We start from the raw sequence: 16,946 nt of genomic DNA, 5'->3' as shown, positions 1-16,946 counted from the left end.
TGAAAAGCTGGGAGGATACATGTCGCGGAATTTCGCAGGGCTGGCGCTCGGCCTGGCGCTCGCCACGGGCGGGCTCGTTACCGGCGCCAAGGCGCTGGACTGGCCGAACAAGACGATCGCCATGGTGGTGCCCTATGCCGCCGGCGGCGGCACCGACGTGATCGCCCGCGCCGTCGCGCAGAAGATGCAGGACCGGCTCGGCGTCGGCGTCGTGGTCGAGAACCGCGCCGGAGCGGGCGGCAATCTCGGCACGACCGCCGCGGCCCAGGCGGCCGCCGACGGCTATACCGTGCTGATCAGCAATATCGGCCCGATGGCGGTGAACCCGAGTCTGTTCAAGAACTTGCGGCATGATCCGGCCGAAGTGCTCGAACCGGTCACGCTGATCGCCAAGGCGCCGCTGCTGCTCCTGGTGCATCCCTCGGTGAAGGCCAATTCGGTGGCGGAGCTGATCGCCATGGCGAAGGCGCAGCCGGACACCCTGACCTACGGCACGGCCGGCCATGGCTCGGCCAACCATATCGCCACCGCGCTGTTCGAGCTGATGGCCAAGGTCAGCCTGAAACATGCGCCCTATCGCGGCGCCGGCCCTGCCCTCAACGACCTGATCGGCGGGCATATCCCGATGATGTTCGCGACGCTGCCCTCGGCGATCGGCCATGTGAATGGCGGCAGCCTGAAGGCGCTGGCCGTGACCACGCTGGAGCGGGCCCCTGCCCTGCCGAACGTGCCGACGCTCTCGGAAGCCGGCGTGCCCGGCTATGAGGCGAGCGGCTGGTACGGCGTCTTCGTGCGCAAGGGCACGCCGCAGCCGATCATCGACAAGCTGCGCAACGAGGTCGCGACCATCATCAACCTGCCGGAGGTGCGCAAGAATCTCGAGCTCGAAGGCGCCCAGCCGATCGGCAACACGCCGCAGGAATTCGGCGCCTTCGTCAAGGCCGAGCGCGAGAAATGGTCGAAGGTGGTGACCGAGGCGAATATCAAGGTCGAATAGCGCCAGCGTCCCGCCACTCCCCTGCCCACCAATCCTCTGCCCGCCAATCCCCTGCCCGCCGATCCCCTGCCCGCCTTGCCGCGCGCCTTGCGGGCAGCCTTACTTTCCGAACCGGACCAGATCATCATGACCGAAACGACAGCGACGAATGCGCCCCTGCAGCTCCTGGTCCTGGAAGGCGACGGCATCGGGCGCGAGATCTGCGGCGCCACGGTGCAGGTGCTGGATGCGGCGAGCCGTCTCTTCGGCTTCGCGCTGGCCTATGAGCAGGCCGAGATCGGCTTCACCGCGCTGGAGAAGCAGGGCACGACCTTCCCCGAGGCCGTGTTCGAGGCGGCCAGGCGCGCTGACGGCATCATCCTCGGCCCGGTCTCGCATAACGAGTATCCGCCGGCCGAGAAGGGCGGGCTCAACCCGTCCGGCCAGTTGCGCAAGCGGCTCGATCTCTACGCCAATATCCGGCCGGCGCGCTCGCGCGAGGGGTTCGAGCCGCGCTGCGGCAAGCCGCTCGATCTCGTGGTCGTGCGCGAGAACACCGAGGGCTTCTATTCGGACCGCTCGATGCATCTCGGCCCCGGCGAGATCATGCCGACGCCGGATCTCGCCCTCTCCTTCCGCAAGGTGACGCGCGAGGCCTCGCTGCGCATCGCCGAGAGCGCCTTCGCGCTCGCCATGCAGCGCCGGCGCAAGGTCACGGCCGTGCACAAGGCCAATGTCCTGCGCATCTCGGACGGGCTCTTCCTCGAATGCGTGCGCTCGGTCGCGGCGCGCTACCCGCAAGTCGCCTATGAGGAGAAGATCATCGACGCCATGGCGGCGCTGCTGGTGCGCGATGCCGGCGTCTTCGACGTGATCGTGACCACCAACATGTTCGGCGACATCCTCTCCGACCAGGCCTCGGAGATCTCCGGCAGCCTCGGCCTCGCCGCCTCGCTCAATGCCGGGCGCGAGCATGCGGTGGCGCAGGCCCAGCACGGCTCGGCGCCGGATATCGCCGGCCAGGACCGCGCCAATCCCTGCTCGCTGATCGGCTCGGCCGCGATGCTGCTGACCTGGCTCGGCGAGCGCCGCGGCAATGAGGCGCTGCTGCGCGCCGGGGCCGCGATCGAGCGCGCGCTCGACCTGACCATCCGCGTCCCCGAGCAGCGCACCGGCGATCTCGGCGGCCGGCTCGGCACGAAGGCCTTCACCGAGCGCGTGCTCGCGACCTTGCCGGAGGCGGCCAGGGCGGGCTGACCCAGCCTCGCCGCTCATCGCAAGGGGCGAAGAAGCGTCGAGCCGGAGACGACCAGCGTCCAAACAGCATCCGGCGTGCCCCGAACGATCGTCCGGTCTTTCCTGCAAGCGGCTGCGGAACTCCCAGCCGTTTGCAGGAGCTCTCCTATCCATATCGGTGCCTGCCAGGCCGGCGCCTAGCAGGCGCTACACGAGGCCGGCGTCGAGGCGGACTGGGTGATCGGCATCTCGATCGGTGCGGTCAACGCCAGCCTGATCGCCGGCAGCGCGTCCAGCGAGTTCTGGACGCGCATCGCGCGGGAGCTGCATCTCGCCTTCATCCCGGGCCTGCACCGGGCTGGGCCGGATGCTGCCCAACTGGAGCGCCATCACCAACGGGGTCAGACCCGCTCGGGGATTTCTTCCTGCACGAGCCGCCGCCCGCTGTGGCAAGCCGAGACGGAGATCGGGCTCGCATAACAGCCCGCTCAAGTCGATTTCCGGCAGGTTGCGAGCGGCTCGCGTCGATGCAATAGAGGCTTGGGTGCTCCGCTCGTTTGAGAGCGGGCAGGTTACTGCGCTGGTCGGGCCGCCAGCGCAGGAGACCTATGCGCATGACCCTGCCTGTTCCGGCCGATACCGTCCCCGCGATTCCTGTACCGCCTGGCTACCCCGAAGCTGCCTCCCGCGCGGAGGCCAGGCCATGAGCGGGACGTCCAGGGCAATCCGACCCTTTTCAACGCTCCGTGATTTCCTCCGCAACGAGACGGCCGGCGGACTCGTGCTTCTGGCGGCCGCGTTCCTGGCCATCATCATTGCCAACTCGGCGCTGGCTCCCGCCTATTTCGCGGCGTTGCAGGCCTACATCGGCCCGCTCAGCCTGTTGCATTGGATCAACGATGCCCTGATGGCCGTGTTCTTTCTGCGCGTCGGGCTCGAGATCAAGCGGGAGGTGCTCGACGGCCAGCTGTCGACCTGGTCGCGCCGGGCACTTCCTGGCGTCGCCGCCCTTGGCGGGATGATCGTGCCGGGTCTGATCTATGTCCTGATCAACCTCAGCGAGCCGGCCGCGCTGCGCGGCTGGGCGATTCCGGCTGCGACGGACATCGCCTTCGCCCTGGGCGTTCTGTCGCTGCTCGGGTCGCGCGTGCCGGGCTCGCTCAAGGTCTTTCTGGCCGCGCTCGCAATCATCGACGACCTCGGCGCGGTCATCATCATCGCGATATTCTATACGGCCGAGCTCGATGCCTACGCGCTTTTTGGCGCGATCTTCGTATTCGGCATCCTGCGCAGCCTGAATGCACTCGGCTATGATCGCCTGCCCCTCTATCTCGCCTTGGGCCTGGTCCTCTGGACGCTCGTGCTGATGTCGGGCGTGCATGCGACGATAGCCGGCGTGCTGCTGGCCCTGACCATCCCGATCAAGACCACGCCAGGAAGGCCCGAGGCGGCGCCCGCAGAGTCGCCGCTGCATCGCCTCGAACATGCTCTCCATGTCCCCGTCTGCTTCGTCATCATACCGATCTTCGGCTTCGCGAACGCCGGTGTTTCGTTCGCGAAGCTCAGCCCGGCGGTGATGTCGGACACCCTGGCGGTCGGCGTCGCCGCCGGTCTTCTCTTCGGCAAGCTCATCGGCGTGTTCGGCGCCGTCCTGCTGATGGAACGAAGCGGCTGGGCCGACCTGCCACCGAAAGCGACCTGGACGCAAATGTTCGGTGTCGCATTGCTCTGTGGCATCGGCTTCACTATGAGCCTGTTTATCGGATTATTGGCATTTGAAGACGCATCCATGCAGGACCGTGTGAAATACGGCATTCTGGCCGGCTCCCTCCTGGCCGGCCTATCGGGATACGTCGTGCTCCGCCTGGCGCGGCCGGGGAATTCTCGCTGACCACGCCCGCCGACAAACGCCCCAAAGAGAAGAGCATCCCATGCAAGCGCTCCTGAAAATCAGCCGGATCATCGACGCCATAAATGGCCAGATCGGCAAGAAAATCGCCTGGCTGATTCTGCTTGCCGTGATCATCGCGACGGTGAACGCGATCGTCAGAAAGCTGTTCAACGTCTCCTCGAACGCCTGGCTCGAGCTGCAATGGATGCTGTTCGGCGCGGTCTTCCTGATGTGCGCGTCCTGGACGCTGCAACTAAAGGAGCATATCCGCATCGACATCGTGAACAGCATGCTGCCGAAGCGCGTGCGCCAATGGATCGACCTCCTCGGCCACCTTTTCTTCCTGCTGCCGTTCACGGTGCTGATTGTCTACCATTCCTGGCCCTTCTTCCTGCGCTCCTACGCCATCAACGAGCAGTCCCTCTCGGCGGGCGGCCTGGCGCAATGGCCGGCAAAGGGCCTCGTGGTCGTCGGCTTCGTGATGCTGACCTTCCAGGGCATCTCCGAGGTGATCAAGCAGATCGCCATCATGACCGGACACCTCGAGGACGAAGAGGTGGCGAGCGGCCATGCCGCCGCGGCCGAGGCGGAAGCGCAACGCCTGCTCGACCAGGCGAAGGCGCAGGGCCTGGCCTCCTGAGCAACGCAGCGGAAGAATTTCGGAAGAAGCATCCATGACCCTGTCCCGCCTTCCGCGCGCCGCCGGCCCGCTGCTGACGCTCACGCTCGCCGCCTTCCTGTGCCTGAATATGGGCGAGGCCCATGCCGCCGGACTCGGCGACTTCCTGCGCGCCAACATGGCGCCCGTGATGTTCGCGACGCTGGTCGTCTTCCTGCTGCTCGGCTATCCGGTCGCGTTCGCGCTCGCCGCCAACGGCCTGCTCTTCGCGCTGGTCGGCATCGATCTCGGGATGTTCCAGGAGAACTTCCTGCAGGCGCTGCCTGAGCGCATCTACGGCACGATGAACAACGACGTGCTGCTCGCCATCCCGTTCTTCACCTTCATGGGTCTGGTGCTCGAGCGCTCAGGCATGGCCGAGGACCTGCTCGATACGATCGGCCAGCTTTTCGGGCCGATCCGCGGCGGTCTCGCCTATGCGGTCATCTTCGTCGGCGCTCTGCTCGCCGCCACCACCGGCGTGGTCGCGGCCTCGGTGATCTCGATGGGCCTGATCTCGCTGCCGATCATGCTGCGCTACGGCTATGACCGCCGCCTCGCCTCCGGCGTGATCGCAGCCTCCGGCACATTGGCGCAGATCATCCCGCCCTCCCTCGTCCTGATCGTGCTCGCCGACCAGCTCGGCCGCTCGGTCGGCGACATGTACGAGGGCGCCTTCATCCCCGGCCTGGTGCTGGCGGCGCTCTATGCCGGCTATGTCTTCCTCGTCACCATCATCTACCCGAAGCGCGCACCCGGCCTGCCGCCCGAGGCGCAGACGCTGCGCGACCCCGATGGCAAGACGCGGCGCTTTTCGCTGCTGGTGGTGACGATCCTCTCGCTCGCCATCGCCTATGCCTACATGAAGCTCTATACGAAGGTGGCGCCCGGCGCCGATTTCGTCGTGCTGACCATGTCGATCATGGTCGCCGTCTCCTTCGTCATCGCCGTGCTGAACCGGCTCCTCGGCCTCAAGCTGCTGTCCCGCATGACCGAGCAGGTCATCTTCGTGATGGTGCCGCCGCTGGCGCTGATCTTCCTGGTGCTGGGCACGATCTTCATCGGCGTCGCGACCCCGACCGAGGGCGGCGCGATGGGCGCGGCGGGCGCGATCCTGCTCGCCTTCGGCAAGCGGCGCATGACCTTCGACCTGCTCAAGCAGGCGACGGAATCGACCGCCAAGCTCTCGGCCTTCGTGCTGTTCATCCTGGTCGGCGCGCGCGTGTTCTCGCTGACCTTCTACGGGGTCAACGGCCATGTCTGGGTCGAGCACCTGCTCGTCGGCCTGCCGGGCGGCGCGACCGGCTTCCTGATCGTCGTCAACGTGATGGTGTTCCTGCTCGCCTTCTTCCTCGACTTCTTCGAGCTGGCTTTCATCATCGTGCCCCTGCTCGGGCCCGCCGCGGACAAGCTCGGGATCGACCTGATCTGGTTCGGCGTCATCCTCGGCGTGAACATGCAGACCTCGTTCATGCACCCGCCCTTCGGCTTCGCGCTATTCTTCCTCCGCTCCGTCGCACCCAAGGCGGCCTACAAGGACAAGATCACGGGCAAGCAGATGGAGCCGGTCACGACCGCGCAGATCTACTGGGGCGCCGTGCCCTTCGTGGTGATCCAGCTCATCATGGTGGCGCTCGTCGTGCTCTTTCCGCAAATGGTGATGCACTACAAGGCATCGGCCGTGCAGCTCGACCAGAAGGCGATCGACAAGCAATTCGACTCGATCCAGATCCCGGGACTTGGCCCGGGCGGCAGATTGCCTGGGCTGGACATGAACTCCCCACCCCCGCTCAATCTGAAATAGGTCGCCTTGGATGCTGCCGGGCTCATGAGCCCCCGGCAGCATCCGGCCCCCGGCGGAATGATCCGGTCACCGGCCCCCAGACCGAAAGCCTGCAAGGAGGCTGCGTCCGCTCTTGCGCTGCACCGCCCAATGCTTTCGCATCAGGGACGGTTCGACCTTTCCCTCGGCCGAAAGCTCAACACGTCACCCGTTGTCGTCCCTTGCTGGTCGTGCAGCGCTGCCGCGCGCACCGCATCGAATGCGGCATGAAGCCGCTCCGCATCCGCGGCCTCGCGGAAGAACCAGGGACCGCCATTCTCGAGCGGTCGCCAGCCAGGCTGGAGACGCTGAATGTCCTGATAGGCGCGGCGCGCCTCGTCCGCGTGGCCGTTCTCATGCGCGGCCATCAGGATCGAATGGTGGCAGCCGGCATAATCGGGCAGCCGCGCCGCGCAGATGCGGAGCTCCGGGAGAGCTTCCTCGGACCGTCCCGCCATCAGCAGGGCACGGCCCAGCACCGAGTAGACGGTGGGCGGGGAATAGGGATCGAAGCGCAACATGCGCCGCATCACCTCCACCGCCTCGTCCGGATGCCCTCCTTGCGCCAGCACCTCGCTGCAGGTGACGCACTCGTTGACGCCGGCCGTCCAGGCTCCGGTCAGCGCCATGCGCGCGGTGAGAACCGCCTTGTCCCAGCGCGCGCACAGATAAAGGCAATAGGCCAGGCGTGAGAGGCAGAGCGGGGAATCGGGCGCGAGCACCGCACCATGGCGCGCCAGCGCCAGCGCCCGGTCCCGGGCGGCCTCGCCCTTCAGCGCCCCCCAGCCGTAGGTCAGTCCGCGCTGCACCACATAGGCTTGCCAGGCATAGGCCGGGGCGTAGTCGGGATCGAGCGCGATGGCGCGTTCGAGCAGGGCCTGAGCCGTGGCCGTGTCAGTCTCGGTGCCGCGCTGGTGGTGATCCGCGGCCAGAAGACAGAGCTCGCGCGCATTCAAGGCGGCCGGCGCCTTGTGCCTCGCGCGTCGACGGCTCTCCGACGCCGCCTGGCGCGCGATATGGTGGGCGAGCGGGATGGCCAGCCTCTCGCTCATTGCGGCGAGGTCACTGAGCGGCTGGTCGATCGGCTCGGTCCAGATCACCACCCCCGTCTCGGCATCCTCCAGCAGGACCGAAGCGCGCAGATGCCCGTGAACCACACGCGCGTCGCTGCGGACGCGGTAGCCTTCCGAGCCGGCGCCGCCACCGACGCGGACCACCCGCAGTTCCTCGAAACGGGCAAGCTGAAGGAACAGCTCACCCCAGATCTCCTCCAGCAGAGCCGCGTCCGCGTCATGCGCCGCGGAAACGCGCTCGATCAGGATCAGCTCGCGGCGGGTCGTCTCGGCATCGATCGCGGCGGCGGCCGGCTGGGCAGCCGGTCGCGGAATCGGACTGGGCTCGATGCTCTGCTTCTCGACATCCGCGCTGAGGATATAGCCGCGCCGCGGCACGGTCCGGAGCACGTGATTTGCGCGGTCTCCGAGCGCACGCCGCAGATCGCTGACGCATTGGGTCAGGCTGTCGTCGCTCACGATCAGGCCCGGCCACAGAGCCTCGAACAGGGCCTCGCGGGAGTGAAGCCGGCCGGGATGGTCGAGGAGATAGGACAGCAGCGAGAACGCCTTGGGGCGCAATGCGAGGTCGGCCCCGTCGAGGCCGCGCAAGGTGCCGCGGCCCAGGTCCAAGGAGAACTGGTCGAACCGGTAGATGATCCTTGACTGCTGCGACCCCGGCATAGTGCGAGCCTTCTTATTCCAATTAAAATATTGGCTGCGAACGACTTCCGAATGATTTCCGAACAAGAAGAAGATCACACTTTCGGGAAGAATTCACTCCTGTTTCAGGACGCCGTCCCCACCAGCGCATAGAACGCTCGTCATTGGCCGCGAAGATCTCCGAGCGGGATTGCTTGACCCGCTTCCGCGACTGCACGGCCGATACCAGTATCCCGTCGAGCAAGATCGATGCCGCATTCCGAGGAGCAATCGCAGTTCGGAGGCCGAAAGGCGCCCGCCGGCCGCGAAAGCGGCGAACAGGCCCCGGCCTGCGCAGACCCGCTCAGAAAGGAACCATGACATGACCGAGATCACCGCATCCCGCCGCAACCTGCTGCGTCTCGCCGGCGGAGCCGTCGCGGCGTCCGCCGTCCTCTCCGCCAACGAGGCCCTTGCCTATCAGGGCAACATGGAGCGCGCGCTGTCGTCGCTCTACAGCTCGCTCGGCTCGCTTCGCGAGGCGACCTCCGACAAGGGCGGCCACAAGGCCAAGGCCGTTCAGCTGATCCAGCAGGCGATCGGCCAGGTGCAGGCCGGCATCGATTTCGCCGCCGAAAGGTTCGGCGACTGACCGCGCCGACAGAGGGCGCGGCAAAGCCGAATTCCGGATCAAGCGAACGGGCGCGACGCTGAAGCGTGGCGGCACCACCCAGACCTGCCAGAGCCGATGACGGAGGCTTCGATGAAGACGATCGTGAATCTGCGTGCGCTCGGACTGCTCGGCGTGGTCGCCCTCCTGTTTTCGGCGGCGGCAGCGTCATCGTCGACTGCGGCGGCCTCCTTCGATTGCCGCAACGCCTCGCTGCCGGCCGAGAAAAGGATCTGCGCCGACGCCAATCTGGCCAGCCTCGATGAGAGAACGGCCGGCATGTACTTCGTGATCGTCGGCAGCGGCGCACCGGCCGCGACGGTTGCCCGGGTGAAGCAGATGCAAAGCCGCTTCATCGCCCGCCGCAACGCCTGCCAAGCGAACACCGACTGCCTGGTCGATGCCTATACCGACCAGATGATGTTCCTGAGGAACGAGAAGAGCACTCTCGGCCTCTGATGACGAACGACCAACCTGGAGCCTCGTGATGACCCGTCTTGCTGTCCTGCCGGCGCTTGCCGGCATCGCCCTGATGCTGGGCGCCTGCCAATCGGTCCCGGAGAAAATCGAGAACAAGGAGGACCTGCTCGCCGCCGCCGGCTTCACGGCCCAGCCCGCCAACACGCCGCAGCGCCAGGCCTCGATGCGCAAGCTGCCGCCCAACAAGTTCGTCCGGCAGGCGAATGGCAACGACTTTGTCTACGTCTATGCCGATCCGGTGGTCTGCCAATGCGTCTATGTCGGCGACCAGAATGCCTATGGCCAGTACCGGCAAATGGTCTTCCAGAAGAACCTCGCGGACGAGCGGCGCATGACCGCCTCGATGGCTCAGGATTCCTTCGATTTCGGCCCCTGGGGGCCGTGGGGATCGGTCGTCATCTACTGAACGGCCAAGTCTCCTGAACGGCCAAGTCTGCTGAACTGCCAAGTCCGATGAACGGCGAAACCGACGAACATCACGGGGAATTCGACCATGCTTTCACTGACCAGGGCGGCCGCCGCCGCGACATTGCTCGCGCTCTTCGCTTCCGCCTCGCCCACTTCCGCCATGCCCATGACCGCCATGCCCATCACCGGTGCCGGCGATGCCGGCTCTCTCCTGGTCGAGGTCGCCGATGGCTGCGGCCCGAACCGCTATCGCGGGCCGGGCGGCGCCTGCCATCGCTACGGCACCGGCCCCTATCCCGGCGGCTTCTACGAGCCGCGCCTGGCCTATCGCGGCAATGGTTGCCCGCCCGGCTTCTGGCGCGGTCCCTGGGGCCATTGCCGCGACACGCCCTATCATGGCCGCCTGCCCGGCGGCGGCTGGCAGTAGCTCAAGCCGGCCGGCGCCCATGGAAGGGCGCCTGGCGGGGGCGGGAATGCAGCCCTTCCCCCCGCAATCTTGCCCGGCGGTCTTGCCCGGCATTCTTGCCCGGGCTGGCCGCCCGTCCGCCGCAGATCAAGGGAACCGCTCGTCATGACGCTCACGACGCTGGCCTGGCTCGCGATGGCGGCCTATGCCCTCCACATCATGGAGGAGTTCTCCTTCGACTGGCGCGGCTGGGCTCGCGCGGTCATCAAGCTGCCGGTCGAATGGAGTGACTTCTACGTCACCAACGCCATCGTCATCGCCCTCGGTATCGCCCAGGCGATGCTGGCAGACAGCCTCGCGCTGGCACCGCTGATCTTCGCCTCGCTGATGCTGATCAACGCCGTCTTCTTCCATATCGGGCCGATGCTGCTGACACGCGGACGCTTTTCGCCAGGCACCGCCACGGCGGTGCTGCTGTTCCTGCCGGCAGCATGGGCTATCTGGGCGCGCGCAGCCGCGGAGGGCGCACTCTCGCTTCCGGTTGCGGCAGGCGCCCTTGCAGGCGGCGCCGCGATCATGGCCTACCCGATCATCATGCTCCACCTGCGGTCATGGCCCTATTTCAAGCAGAGCTGAGTTCGTCCCGCATGCGGGACCGATCCGCTTCGAGGGATTGCAGGCCGTCCAAACCATCCTCATCGACGCCAGGGAGACCCAGCATGGACCTTCTTCTCGCCTTCGCCCCATTTGTCGCCTTCGCCCTCGGCGTCTCGCTTCTGGGTTCGCAAGCCGCCCTGATCCTCGGCGCCCTGGCGTCGGCTGCCGTCGTCCTGCATGGGCGCCTGCGGGGCAAGGCGCCCAAGATCCTGGAGCTCGGCTCCCTTCTGCTGTTTCTCGGGCTGGCAGCCGTCGAGAGCTTCGCCAAGGTCGATCTTTCGCTGGTCGCGGCGAAATTCTGGGTCGATCTCGGGCTGCTGCTGATCGTCGTCCTGTCGATCGCGATCGGGCGCCCCTTCACCATCCAGTACGCCAAGGAGAGCGTCGCGCCCGCCTTCTGGGACAGCCCCGAATTCATCAGGAAGAACGTGGTGATCTCGGCCGCCTGGGCATGCGCCTTCCTGGCGATGGTCCTGGCGGAGCTTGCCATGATGCTGTGGCCGGCGCTGCCGCACCGGCTCCCGATTCTCGTCATCGTCGTCGCGCTGGTGGGAGCCTTCAAGTTCACGGAATATTACCGCAAGGCCGGCCCGGCGCTTGCACCGCCGCAAGGCTGAAGCGGGGCTGCCGACCCGGCATCCGTCTTGCCCTCTTAGCCCCGGAGACGCTCCGATGTCGCCAGCTTCGGCATCCATCCTGATCGTCGGCGCAGGACCGGTCGGCCTGTCGCTGGCCATCCAGCTGGCCCGTCACGGCGTTCGCCCGCGCGTGATCGACGCTGCCGCCGCCCCCTCCCCGTTCTGCCGGGCGATCGGCGTCTCGCCACGCACGCTCGAGATCTTCGAGGCCATGGGCGTCGCCCGCGATATCCTGGCGGCCGGCCTGCAGATCACCGGCCGCCGCTCGGTCCTCCATCGCGGAGCCGACGCGATCGTCCATGACGAGACGATCGACCTGAGCGACCTGCCCTACAGCCATTACGGCGTGCCGCAGGATCGCACCGAGGCGGTGCTTGAGGAGCATCTGCGGCGGCGTGGAATCCTGGTCGAGCGTTCTTGCCGGCTGACCGGGTTGAGCCAGGAGGCGGAGGGAATTGCCGTCGCGCTGGAGCGGCAGGGCCAGGTCGAGCAGCGGCGCTACGATTATGTCGTCGGCTGCGACGGCGCCCATAGCGCCGTCCGCAAGGCGCTGGGCCTTGCCTTTGAGGGGAGCGCCTTTCCCTATGAATTCATGCTCGGCGATGTCTCGATCGACTGGGACCTGCCGCGTGGCATGACGCTTCAGGCGATCAGGCCCGCGAGCGATGGCCCGCCGGATTTCTTCGTCGCCATCCCCCTCACCGAGCGCGGGCGCTATCGGGTGTCGATGATGGCGCCGCTCGAGCCTGGCGCCGCGCCCGACGCAGGGTCTGACGCAAAGTCCGGCGAAACCATCGCGCATGGCATCCAGTCCGAGCGTCCGGGGGCGGCGCTGGCGCAGCTCCAGGAGGTCTCGGACAGGCTGGTGCCTGGAGCATTTTCGAGCGAAGTGGGTACCGGTTCGCGTGAAGAAAATGCGTCAAAGCAAATAGATAGAGCATCTTCGCGATTCGGAGAAACGCGACGATGCTCTGGCCCACCGGTTCTGTCGGACATGCGCTGGTCCTCGGTGTTCCGGATCAGCATGCGGCTGGCGGAGCGCTACCGTGTCGGGAATGTCTTCCTGGCCGGCGATGCCTGCCACATCCATCCACCGACCGGCGGACAGGGCATGAACACCGGCATCCAGGATGCCTATAACCTCGCCTGGAAGCTCGCGGCCGTCGCGCAAGGCCAGGCCGGGCCCGCCTTGCTGGACAGCTATGAGGCGGAACGGCGCCCGGTCGCCGCTGACGTCATCGAGGACACCGTCAGGCGCAGCATGAATTTCGGCAAGCCGGCCGAGCCGCCGGACCGGCTGCACGACACCCAGATCCTGGTGAGCTACGCCTCCGGCCCGCTCGCGGGCGGCGAAGCCGGCTTCCGGCTGAGGCCCGGCGATCGCATTCCGGATGTCCAGGGCCTGCGGCAGCGGGCGACGGGCTTCCCCCTGCGGCTGTTCGACCTGACGAGGAAGCCCGGCTTCACCTTGCTGGCCTGGCCGGACCTCGCGGCGCGCGACCGGCTCGAGGCCATCGCCGCCCGACTGGCGTGGGCCTGGCCGGGCCTGTTCACGGCGATCGCCCTGCTGCCGGCGGGCCAGGATTGGGATGATCCGCCCGGCGTGACGGTGGTCACGGATGCAGGCGACGCCGTCGCCGCGCTGTTTGGCGATGCCAGGCGGGCGGCCGTGCTGATCCGGCCCGATGGCTACATTGCCCTGATCGACGCGCTGACGGAGGAAGCGCTGCTCGCCTACCTTTCGACGGTCGCCGGCCTGAAGCATCGCTGAAGGCGCCGGGAGCCGATCAATCTCGCCCGATCCAGCGCATAACGGCAGGATCGGGAACGCGGTCTTCCGTTCGCCGGCAGCCTTGCGCCGTTGCGAGCTTGGCTGCGATGACGGCACAGGCTATCGATCCGGGCGAAGGCGCTGCAGCTGGCGCGCCGCGTTCATGCAGACACATCCGGATCTCAGATGATGACGACCGCCACAGCCGAGCATCGCAGTTTCGAAGCCGACGTCGCCCGCCTCCTGCACATGATGGTTCACTCGGTCTATTCCGACCGGGACGTCTTCCTGCGCGAGCTGATCTCGAATGCCGCCGACGCCTGCGAGAAGCTGCGCTACGAGGCGATCGCCAGTCCCGAGCTGCTGGGCGACGAGCCGAAGCTGGCCATCACCATCACGGCCGATGGCGAGGCCGGCCGGCTCGTCATCGCCGATAACGGCATCGGCATGAGCCGCGACGAGATGGTCGAGGCGCTCGGCACGATTGCCCGCTCGGGCACGCGCAGCTTCATGGATCGCGTCGCGGCGGCCGAGGGCAAGGAGGGCGCCCAGCTCATCGGCCAGTTCGGCGTCGGCTTCTACTCGGCCTTCATGGTCGCCGCCGAGGTCGAGGTCGTCAGCCGCCGCGCCGGCAGCAGCGAGGCCTGGGCCTGGTCCTCCGACGGCAAGGGCGAGTTCACGGTCGCGCCTGTCGCATTGGAGGAGGCTCCCCCGCGCGGCACGCGGGTGACGCTTCGGCTGATGGACGACGCCAAGTCCTACACCGAGCGCTGGACGCTGGAGCGCATCGTCAAGGAGCAGTCCGGCCACGTCCCGGTGCCGATCGCGCTGGTCGAGAAACCCGGCGCGGAGGCGACGACGCTCGCCGACGGAGCCGCGCTCTGGACCAGGCCGAAAAGCGAGATCACGGCCGAGGAGTACGCCGATTTCTACCGCAGCGTCGCCGGGCAGTACGACGAGCCTGCCGCGACCGTTCATTTCCGGGCCGAAGGGCGGCACGAATACACCGTGCTCACCTTCGTCCCGGGAGCACGGCCGTTCGATCTGTTCGACGCCGACCGCAAGGGCCGGATCAAGCTCTACGTGAAGCGCATCTTCATCACCGACGAAGCCGAGCTGATGCCGCGCTATCTGCGCTTCGTCCGCGGCATCGTCGACACCGCGGACCTGCCGCTCAACGTTTCGCGCGAGATGATCCAGGACAGCCCGCTGCTCGGCGCAATCAAGAAGGGCGTCACCAATCGCGTGCTGGCCGATCTGGCGAAGCTGGCCGAGAATGATGCCGAGACCTTCGCGAAGATCTGGGAGAATTTCGGGGCGGTCATCAAGGAGGGACTTTACGAGGATTTCGAACGCCGGGCGCAGCTGCTCGGCCTCGCGCGTTTCCGGACCACGGGCTCCGGCGAGGGCGTGCGCAGCCTCAAGGACTATGTCTCTGCGATCAAGGACAATCAGACCGCGATCTACTACATCGCCGGCGACGATTCCGGCAGGATCGCGACTTCGCCGCAGCTCGAAGGCTTCCGGGCACGCGGCATCGAAGTGCTCCTGCTATCGGACCCGGTCGACAGCTTCTGGGTTTCGTCCTCGCCCGATTTCGAAGGCAAGCCGTTCAAGTCGGTGACGCAGGGGGCGGCCGATCTCGGGCTGATCCCGCTGCTTGATGGCGTCGCGCCGCCTGCCGTCGACACCAGCGCACAGGTCGGCTCCCTGCTGGCGGCCATGAAGGACTTGCTGGGCGACGACGTCACCGATGTGCGCGCCTCGGAGCGGCTGACCGACAGCGCGGTCTGCCTGGTGGCGCCGGATAGCGGGCCGGATCGCCAGTTCGAGCGTCTTCTCAGCGCAGCGGGTCGAGGCGAAAGCGCGGCAAAGCCGATCCTGGAGGTCAATCCGCGGCACGCCATGATCACGGCGCTCGCCGAAGTCGACGACGCCGCATTGCGGGGCGACGTCGCCCATCTTCTCCTCGACACTGCGCGCGTGCTGGACGGGGAACGCCCCGCCGATGCCGGCGCATTTGCCGAACGACTGAGCCGCATCATCGCGAGAACCATCGACAAGAGCTGACCGCGGCGGATCTACGCGTCGCTCCTCAGCGGTGACGTGCGGCCTCGTCAGGCGCCATCTCGCGCGCCCTTCGATCCTCCGTTCGCTGCTCTGCTACCGAAAGCATTCGTGCAGGATCTTGAGGCCAGGCTCGATCTGGTCCGTCCGGATCGCGCCGAAGCCCAGAACGAGGCCCGCTCGCGGGGCTTCGGTCACGGCGAAGGAGACCAGCCGATGCACGGCGACGCCTCTTTCGCGGGCGCGGCCTGCGACCAGTTCGAGTTCGGCGGCGGACAGATGTTTGGCGGTCGCGGTCAGATGCAGCCCCGTTTCGGACGGAACGACATCGAGATGCTCGCGAAAATCCCGGCGGATCGCAGCTTCGATCAGGCGGCGCCGGCTGCGATACACTGCGCCGGCCTTGCGGATATGGCGCGCGAAGCCGCCGCCGGCAATGAAGTTGCCGAGCACGTTCTGGAGCAGTTCCGGCGCATACCAGTCCGAAACGTATTTGGCCTTCCTCAACGCCGGCAGGAGTGAGGCCGGAGCGAACAGGAAGCCGAGGCGGATCGATGGCGACAGCGTCTTGGAGAACGATCCCACATAGATCACGCGTCCTGCCGCATCGATCGTCTGCAGCGGCTCGAGGGGACGGCCAACGAAGCGAAACTCGCTGTCATAGTCATCCTCGATGATCAGCGCGTCGCGGCGCTCCGCCCATTGCAGCAACGCCCGCCGACGGCGCATGCTCATGACGACGCCCAGCGGATATTGGTGGGACGGCGTGACATAGACGGCGCGCGCATCGTTCGGGAGCCGGTCGACCACGATCCCTTCATGGTCCACGGGCACGCCGGCGACCTGCAGGCCCAGCGACCTGAACAGATGCCGCGGCGGTTCGTAGCCCGGATCCTCGACCGCAATCGTATCGCCGGGCGTGAGCACGACCCGCGCGACGATGTCCAACGCCTGCTGGGTTCCGCTCGTGATCAGGATGCGGTCCTCGGACGCGTCGATGCCGCGCGATACCGCGACATGCCGCGCGATCGCCGAGCGGAGAAGGCTGGCGCCGCCCGGCTGTCCGTAGATCATCGCGGATGTCTCGGCAGCCCGCAGTTCGCGTCCGACGAGCCGTCGCCAACTGCGATGAGGAAACAGCGCGCCATCCGGCAGGCCGGTGCGAAAATCATAGATGGCGGGCCGATCGAAGGCGGTGGGGAGCACGACCGTATCCCAGATCGGGCGGGGCGATATCGCATCCGCCGCCTGGATCGCCGGAGCTTCATCGCGCTTCTGGCCTGCCATCGCCGAGCTGACGAAGGTTCCCGATCCGGCCGCCGTCCTGACGAAGCCCTCCCCGGCCAGCCGCTCGTAGGCGATCGTGACGGTCAGCCGCGAGACCGAGAGGGTGCGAGCGAGCTCGCGGCTCGGCGGCAGCCGATCGCCCGGGCGCAGCCGGCCGTCGAGGATCGCGCGCCGGACCTGACGGTAGATCTGCCCGGTGAGATCGGTCTGCCCGTCGAGCCTGATGTGAAGCGTCACGATCGGCCTCATGTGGAAATTGGACTTATCAACTTAACATAAACTGGA

General features: G+C 66.9%; 16 protein-coding genes. 14 read left to right on the top strand and 2 right to left on the bottom strand.

Going from position 1 to position 16,946, the window contains the following annotated elements; translation table 11 throughout:
* The first annotated feature begins 19 nt into the window (after positions 1-19).
* The 6 genes from EV560_RS34690 (at position 20) to EV560_RS34665 (ending at position 6,565) form a co-directional block, all read left to right on the top strand.
* Complete coding sequence (locus tag EV560_RS34690; protein ID WP_131860432.1) at positions 20-997, top strand: Bug family tripartite tricarboxylate transporter substrate binding protein; 978 nt, start codon at positions 20-22, stop codon at positions 995-997.
* A gap of 126 nt (positions 998-1,123) precedes the next feature.
* The gene (locus EV560_RS34685) at positions 1,124-2,233 is read left to right on the top strand and encodes an isocitrate/isopropylmalate dehydrogenase family protein (RefSeq protein WP_131860431.1); all 1,110 of its coding nucleotides are present in this window, start codon (positions 1,124-1,126) and stop codon (positions 2,231-2,233) included.
* A gap of 216 nt (positions 2,234-2,449) precedes the next feature.
* On the top strand, positions 2,450-2,692 hold the full coding sequence (locus EV560_RS36920) for a hypothetical protein (RefSeq protein WP_465247068.1): 243 nt from the start codon (positions 2,450-2,452) through the stop codon (positions 2,690-2,692).
* A gap of 223 nt (positions 2,693-2,915) precedes the next feature.
* Positions 2,916-4,103 carry a Na+/H+ antiporter NhaA gene (gene nhaA / locus EV560_RS34675; protein WP_131860430.1) on the top strand — a complete coding sequence of 396 codons (1,188 nt, stop codon included), beginning with the start codon at positions 2,916-2,918 and terminating at the stop codon, positions 4,101-4,103.
* A gap of 40 nt (positions 4,104-4,143) precedes the next feature.
* On the top strand, positions 4,144-4,743 hold the full coding sequence (locus EV560_RS34670) for a TRAP transporter small permease subunit (RefSeq protein ID WP_131860429.1): 600 nt from the start codon (positions 4,144-4,146) through the stop codon (positions 4,741-4,743).
* A 109-nt stretch (positions 4,744-4,852) separates the two neighbouring features.
* A complete protein-coding gene (locus EV560_RS34665; protein WP_248312357.1) occupies positions 4,853-6,565 on the top strand; it encodes a TRAP transporter large permease in 1,713 nt (570 codons plus the stop codon).
* Between the two features lie 140 nt (positions 6,566-6,705).
* On the opposite strand, the gene EV560_RS34660 is transcribed toward EV560_RS34665, so the two are convergent.
* Positions 6,706-8,397 carry a winged helix-turn-helix domain-containing protein gene (locus tag EV560_RS34660; protein ID WP_131860428.1) on the bottom strand — a complete coding sequence of 564 codons (1,692 nt, stop codon included), beginning with the start codon at positions 8,395-8,397 and terminating at the stop codon, positions 6,706-6,708.
* Between the two features lie 262 nt (positions 8,398-8,659).
* Here EV560_RS34660 and EV560_RS34655 point away from each other — a divergent pair, with 262 nt between their 5' ends.
* The 8 genes from EV560_RS34655 to htpG all read left to right on the top strand — a co-directional run bounded on the left by EV560_RS34655 (position 8,660) and on the right by htpG (position 15,377).
* The gene (locus EV560_RS34655) at positions 8,660-8,929 is read left to right on the top strand and encodes a hypothetical protein (protein WP_131860427.1); all 270 of its coding nucleotides are present in this window, start codon (positions 8,660-8,662) and stop codon (positions 8,927-8,929) included.
* Positions 8,930-9,040: 111 nt separating this feature from the next.
* Positions 9,041-9,406 carry a lysozyme inhibitor LprI family protein gene (locus EV560_RS34650; protein WP_131860426.1) on the top strand — a complete coding sequence of 122 codons (366 nt, stop codon included), beginning with the start codon at positions 9,041-9,043 and terminating at the stop codon, positions 9,404-9,406.
* A gap of 28 nt (positions 9,407-9,434) precedes the next feature.
* Entirely contained in the window at positions 9,435-9,833 is a 399-nt protein-coding gene (locus tag EV560_RS34645; protein WP_248312348.1) for a hypothetical protein, read from the top strand.
* An 87-nt stretch (positions 9,834-9,920) separates the two neighbouring features.
* Positions 9,921-10,262, top strand: coding sequence for a hypothetical protein (locus tag EV560_RS34640; RefSeq protein ID WP_207908187.1), 342 nt, complete (start codon positions 9,921-9,923; stop codon positions 10,260-10,262).
* Positions 10,263-10,406: 144 nt separating this feature from the next.
* Positions 10,407-10,877 (top strand): HXXEE domain-containing protein, encoded by a 471-nt coding sequence (locus EV560_RS34635; RefSeq protein WP_131860425.1) that lies wholly within the window; start codon positions 10,407-10,409, stop codon positions 10,875-10,877.
* A gap of 83 nt (positions 10,878-10,960) precedes the next feature.
* Positions 10,961-11,515: a hypothetical protein gene (locus tag EV560_RS34630; RefSeq protein WP_131860424.1), complete on the top strand. Its 555-nt coding sequence runs from the start codon at positions 10,961-10,963 to the stop codon at positions 11,513-11,515.
* 55 nt (positions 11,516-11,570) lie between these two features.
* Entirely contained in the window at positions 11,571-13,307 is a 1,737-nt protein-coding gene (locus EV560_RS34625; RefSeq protein ID WP_165923778.1) for an FAD-dependent monooxygenase, read from the top strand.
* A 189-nt stretch (positions 13,308-13,496) separates the two neighbouring features.
* Positions 13,497-15,377, top strand: a complete 1,881-nt coding sequence (gene htpG / locus EV560_RS34620) for a molecular chaperone HtpG (RefSeq protein ID WP_131860423.1) — start codon at positions 13,497-13,499, stop codon at positions 15,375-15,377.
* A gap of 93 nt (positions 15,378-15,470) precedes the next feature.
* On the opposite strand, the gene pdxR is transcribed toward htpG, so the two are convergent.
* Positions 15,471-16,898, bottom strand: coding sequence for a MocR-like pyridoxine biosynthesis transcription factor PdxR (gene pdxR, locus EV560_RS34615; protein WP_207908186.1), 1,428 nt, complete (start codon positions 16,896-16,898; stop codon positions 15,471-15,473).
* Positions 16,899-16,946 lie beyond the last annotated feature (48 nt).

Source organism: Allobosea sp. BK604, from assembly GCF_004341515.1.
Lineage (GTDB): Bacteria > Pseudomonadota > Alphaproteobacteria > Rhizobiales > Beijerinckiaceae > Allobosea.
The sequence above is the reverse complement of the archived record's forward strand: the minus strand, read 5'-3'. Positions and strand labels throughout refer to the sequence as shown.

Excerpts from the sequence above, each read along its gene's own strand:
- EV560_RS34690 (WP_131860432.1), top strand. The coding sequence starts at position 20 with ATGTCGCGGAATTTCGCAGGGCTGGCGCTCGGCCTGGCGCTCGCCACG.
- EV560_RS34685 (WP_131860431.1), top strand. The coding sequence starts at position 1,124 with ATGACCGAAACGACAGCGACGAATGCGCCCCTGCAGCTCCTGGTCCTG.
- nhaA (WP_131860430.1), top strand. The coding sequence starts at position 2,916 with ATGAGCGGGACGTCCAGGGCAATCCGACCCTTTTCAACGCTCCGTGAT.
- EV560_RS34670 (WP_131860429.1), top strand. The coding sequence starts at position 4,144 with ATGCAAGCGCTCCTGAAAATCAGCCGGATCATCGACGCCATAAATGGC.
- EV560_RS34665 (WP_248312357.1), top strand. The coding sequence starts at position 4,853 with ATGGGCGAGGCCCATGCCGCCGGACTCGGCGACTTCCTGCGCGCCAAC.
- EV560_RS34655 (WP_131860427.1), top strand. The coding sequence starts at position 8,660 with ATGACCGAGATCACCGCATCCCGCCGCAACCTGCTGCGTCTCGCCGGC.
- EV560_RS34650 (WP_131860426.1), top strand. The coding sequence starts at position 9,041 with ATGAAGACGATCGTGAATCTGCGTGCGCTCGGACTGCTCGGCGTGGTC.
- EV560_RS34645 (WP_248312348.1), top strand. The coding sequence starts at position 9,435 with ATGACCCGTCTTGCTGTCCTGCCGGCGCTTGCCGGCATCGCCCTGATG.
- EV560_RS34640 (WP_207908187.1), top strand. The coding sequence starts at position 9,921 with ATGCTTTCACTGACCAGGGCGGCCGCCGCCGCGACATTGCTCGCGCTC.
- EV560_RS34635 (WP_131860425.1), top strand. The coding sequence starts at position 10,407 with ATGACGCTCACGACGCTGGCCTGGCTCGCGATGGCGGCCTATGCCCTC.
- EV560_RS34630 (WP_131860424.1), top strand. The coding sequence starts at position 10,961 with ATGGACCTTCTTCTCGCCTTCGCCCCATTTGTCGCCTTCGCCCTCGGC.
- EV560_RS34625 (WP_165923778.1), top strand. The coding sequence starts at position 11,571 with ATGTCGCCAGCTTCGGCATCCATCCTGATCGTCGGCGCAGGACCGGTC.
- htpG (WP_131860423.1), top strand. The coding sequence starts at position 13,497 with ATGACGACCGCCACAGCCGAGCATCGCAGTTTCGAAGCCGACGTCGCC.